The following is a 4,719-nucleotide window of genomic DNA, read 5'->3' as shown; positions in this document are numbered from 1 at the left end:
GTTCCTCCAGGAGTTCGAGCCCGGCGGCGCCGAGTACGTCACCGCGCTCGCCCTCCGGCTGCGCGGCACCCTGGACACCGGAGCGCTCCGCGCCGCCCTCGCCGCCGTGGTGGCCCGGCACGAGTCCCTGCGCACCACCTTCGACAGCGTCGACGGGCGCGGCGTCCAGATCGTCCACCCGCCCCGTGAGGTGCCGCTGCCCGTCCGCGACCTCTCCCAAGTCGCCGACGCCCAGCGGGAGTCCGAGGCGCGGCGGCTGCTCGCCGAGGACCGCTCCCGCCCGTTCGACCTGCGCGAGGGCCCGCTGCTGAGGACCGGTCTGATCCGGCTCGGCGAACAGGAGCACGTCCTCTCCCTCGCCCTGCACCACATCGTCACCGACGGCTGGTCCACCGCCGTCCTGCTCGGCGACCTCGCCCACTACTACCGAGCCGAACTCGGCGTCGGACAGGCAGAGTTGCCGCCACTGCCGGTGCAGTACGCCGACTACGCGCACTGGCAGCGCACCACCGCCGGCAGCGACGCCGACGAGCACCTCGCCTACTGGAAGGAGCGGCTGGCCGGCACGACACCCCTGGAGCTGCCCACCGACCGGCCCCGCCCGCCGGTGCGCACCAGCACCGGCGCGACCACCCGCCTGACCGTGCCCGCCCCGGCCGTCACCCGGCTCACCCGGCTCGCCCGGGACCACGGCACCACCCTGTTCACCACGCTGGTCGCCGCCGCCCAGGCCTACCTCGCCCGGCTCTCGGGCACCGAGGACATCGCCGTGGGCACCGTCACCTCCGGCCGCGACCGGCCCGAGACCCAGCACCTGGTCGGATTCTTCGTCAACACCCTGGTGCTGCGCTCCCGTGCCGAGGCCGCACGGCCGTTCTCCGCGTTCCTCACCGACGTACGGCAGACCGTCCGCGATGCCTTCGCCCACCAGGACGTGCCGTTCGAACGGGTCGTGGACGCCGTCCAGCCCCGGCGGGACACCAGCCGCAGCCCGCTCTTCCAGGTCATGGTCGTCCTCCAGAACACCCCGGCCGCCGCCCTCGACCTGCCCGGCCTGGACGTCACCGACGTCGAACCGGAATCGGAACAGGCCGCGTTCGACCTCACCGTGGAGTTCGCCGAGACCGGCACCGGCGCCCTGCACGGCCTGCTCACCTACAACACCGACCTGTTCGACGCGGCCACCGCCGAACGGATGGCCGCCCAGCTCGGCACCCTGCTGCGCGCCGTGGCCGAGGACCCCGGCCGACCGCTCGGCGCCCTGCCGCCGGCCTCCGAGGACGAGCTGAAGGCCCTGGCGGCGCACGGCCGGGGCACCTTCCGCCCGGTGCCCGAGTCCACCCTGCCCGCCCTGTTCGAACGGCAGGCGGCCCGTACCCCGAACGCCGTGGCGCTGATCGACGGCGACCGGGAACTGACCTACATCGAGGTCGACCGGGCGGCCAACCGGCTGGCCCACCGGCTCCTCGCCGACGGCGTCGGACCGGAGCGCGTGGTGGCCCTGGCGCTGCCCCGCTCGGCGGCGACCGTGGTGGCGCAACTCGCCGTAGCCAAGGCCGGCGGCGCCTTCCTGTCCGTCGACCCCGAATACCCCGCCCCCAGAAGGGAGTTCATGATCCGGGACGCGGGCGCCCACCTGGTCCTCGCCGACCCCGCCGAGGTGTGGGCCGCCGCCGGACCGGACACCGCGCCCACCGACGCCGACCGCACCACCGCGCTCACCCCCGCCCACCCCGCCTACGTCATCTACACCTCCGGCTCCACCGGGACCCCCAAGGGCGTCGTCGTCACCCACCGGGGCCTCGCCTCCTTCGCCGCGGCGGCCGCCGAACAGTACGCGGCGGGCCCCGGCGACCGGGTCCTGCAGTTCGCCTCCCCGAGCTTCGACGCCTCCGTGCTGGAACTGTGCGTCTCCCTGCTCGGCGGGGCCGCGCTGGTCACCGGCGAGGAAGGGCCGCTGGTCGGGGAGCGGCTCGCCGAGGTGCTCGCCGAACGGGAGATCACCCACACCCTGATCCCGCCGGCCGCGCTGGCCACCGTACCGCCCCGGACCGCCGCCGCCCTGCCCCGGCTGCGCACCCTCATCGTGGGCGCCGAGGCCTGCCCCGCCGACCTGGTCGACACCTGGGCCCCCGGCCGCCGGATGATCAACTCCTACGGCCCCACCGAGGCCACCGTGGTCGCCACCTGGACCGGTCCGCTCACCCCCGGCTCCGGCACCCCGTCCATCGGCCGCCCCGCCGGCGCCACCCGCGTCCAGGTGCTCGACGCCGCCCTGCGCCCCGTACCGCCCGGCGTGACCGGCGAACTGTACGTCTCCGGGCCCGGCCTGGCCCGCGGCTATCTGGGCCGGCCGGGACTGACCGCCCAGCGGTTCCTGCCCGACCCGTCCGGGGCGCCGGGGGAGCGGATGTACCGCACCGGGGACCTGGTGCGGTGGACCGCCGACGGCCGGCTCCGGTTCGTGGGACGCGCCGACGACCAGGTCAAGCTGCGCGGTTACCGCATCGAACCCGGCGAGATCGAGAGCGCGCTGCGCCGCAGCCCCCTGGTCCGGGACGCGGCCGTCGTCGTCCGCGCGGACCAGGCCGGCGCACCGGCCCGGCTCGTCGCCTACGTCGTCCCGGCGGAGCCGTCCGGCACCGCCCCGCCCGTCGGCGAACTGCGGCTTCACCTGGCCGGGTCGCTGCCCCCGCACATGGTGCCGTCGCTCTTCGTCCCGCTGGAGCGGCTGCCGCTCACCCCGAACGGCAAGACCGACCGCCGCGCGCTGCCCGCGCCCGGACCCGTCCAGGCGGCGGACGGACCGCGCACCGCTCCCCGCACCGACACCGAACGCCGGATCGCCCGGATCTGGGCGGACGTGCTGGGCATCGGGGAGGTCGGCGCCGACGACAACTTCTTCGCGCTCGGCGGCGACTCCATCCTGAGCATGCAGGTCGTCTCCCGGCTGCGCCGCGACGGACTGCACGTGGCCACCCGGGACCTGTTCACCCACCAGACCGTCGCCGACCTCGCCACCGTCGTCCGCGCCGCGCCCCGGCGGTCCGCCGACGGCCCGGTCACCGGCGAGGTGCCGCTCACCCCCATCCAGCACTGGTTCCTCACCACCCCGCGCGCCGCCCACCACCACTTCAACCAGTCGGCACTGCTGGAACTCGACGGCACCCCCGACCCGCGCGCCCTGCGCGCCGCCCTCGACGCGCTGCTGGAACACCACGACGCCCTGCGCATGACGTTCACCCGACAGCCCGACGGCTGGCGGCAGTTCAACCCGCCGCCCGCCACCGGCCAGGACATCCTGACCCGGCACGACCTGACGGGCCTGTCCGCCGACGACGCCGACGCGGCCATGGCCAAGACCGCCGACGAACTCCACGCGAGCTTCGACCTGGCCCGCGGCCCGCACCTGCGCGCGGCCCTGTTCACCGGCGCGGCCGACCGGCCCGCCTTCCTCCTCCTCGTCGCCCACCACCTGGTCGTGGACGCCGTCTCCTGGCGCATCCTGCGCGACGACCTGGAGACCGCCTACCGGCAGGCCCGCCAGGGCGGCCCGGTCACCCTGGGCGAGCGCAGCACCAGCTTCCGGGAGTGGTCCCGGCGGCTCGCCGCACACGTCGCCGACGGCGGCCTCGACCACGAACTGCCCCACTGGGAAGAGGCGGTGGACACCGAGGAGTCCCCGGCCCCGGCCGCCGGTGCCGGACCGGCCGCCACGGTGAGCGTCGAACTCGGCGAAGCGGACACCACGGCCCTGCTGCGCTCCGCCCCCACCGCCTACCGCACCCGCGTCAACGACGTCCTGCTCGCCGCCCTCGCCCTGGCCCTGGCCCGGTGGACGGGACGCGACCGGGTCCGCCTGGACCTGGAGGGACACGGCCGCGAGGACCTGCTCGACGGCGTCGACCTGACCCGCACCGTCGGCTGGTTCACCACCGTCCACCCCGTCGTCCTCGAGGTGCCCGACCCCGGCGACCTCGGCCCGGACCGGGACTGGCGGGCGCTGGTGAAGTCGGTGCGCCGCCGGCTGCGCGCGGTCCCCGGCAACGGCATCGGCTTCGGCGCGCTGCGCACCTTCGGCCCGCCCGAGGTCCGCGAACGTCTCGGCGGCACCGCGCACAGCCAGGTGGTGTTCAACTACCTCGGCCAGTGGGACGCCCGCCCCGACACGGCGGACGGCGGCCTCATCCGCGCCGAACACGGCTCCTTCGGACAGGATCACGACCCCCGGGACCCCGGCTCCCACCCGCTGGAGGTGGTCGGCGCCGTCCAGCACGGCCGGCTCGCCTTCACCTGGCACCACCGGCCCGGCCTCCACGACACCGCGACCGTGCGCCGGGTGGCCGAGGAGTTCGCCACCGCCCTGCGCCACCTCGCCCGGCACGCCAGGGGAGGCCGGTGACGACCCTCCGCCCCCGCGCCTCCCGGAGCCCCCGCGCCCCGCCCACCCGTCCCCGACCACCCGCACCGCCCACCCGGACACCGGATCACGAAGGAAGACGACATGGACGAGAACACCCGCTACCAGGTGCTGCGCAACGACGAGGAGCAGTACTCCCTCTGGCCCGTCGACATCGAGGTGCCCGCCGGCTGGCAGCCCGTCGGCAAGGAGGGCACCGAGGCCGAGTGCTCCGCCTACGTCGACGAGGTCTGGACCGACATGCGGCCCAAGAGCCTGCGCGAGCGCATGGAGAACGCCGGCGCCTGACCGCCGTACCG

The 4,719-nt window shown here is 75.6% G+C and carries 2 protein-coding genes; both read left to right on the top strand.

Annotated features, from left to right (window positions below; translation table 11 throughout):
• Positions 1 to 4,402: non-ribosomal peptide synthetase (locus tag H5J33_RS24110; RefSeq protein ID WP_181796983.1), on the top strand; the 4,402-nt coding region annotated here is incomplete at its 5' end.
• A gap of 102 nt (positions 4,403 to 4,504) precedes the next feature.
• Positions 4,505 to 4,708 carry an MbtH family NRPS accessory protein gene (locus tag H5J33_RS24105; protein ID WP_014676677.1) on the top strand — a complete coding sequence of 68 codons (204 nt, stop codon included), beginning with the start codon at positions 4,505 to 4,507 and terminating at the stop codon, positions 4,706 to 4,708.
• Positions 4,709 to 4,719: the final 11 nt, after the last annotated feature.

The sequence above is a fragment of the Streptomyces sp. WELS2 genome (assembly GCF_013870595.1).
Taxonomy (GTDB): Bacteria; Actinomycetota; Actinomycetes; order Streptomycetales; family Streptomycetaceae; genus Streptomyces.
Note: the sequence above shows the minus strand (reverse complement) of the source record. Positions and strands in the feature narration are given on the sequence as shown.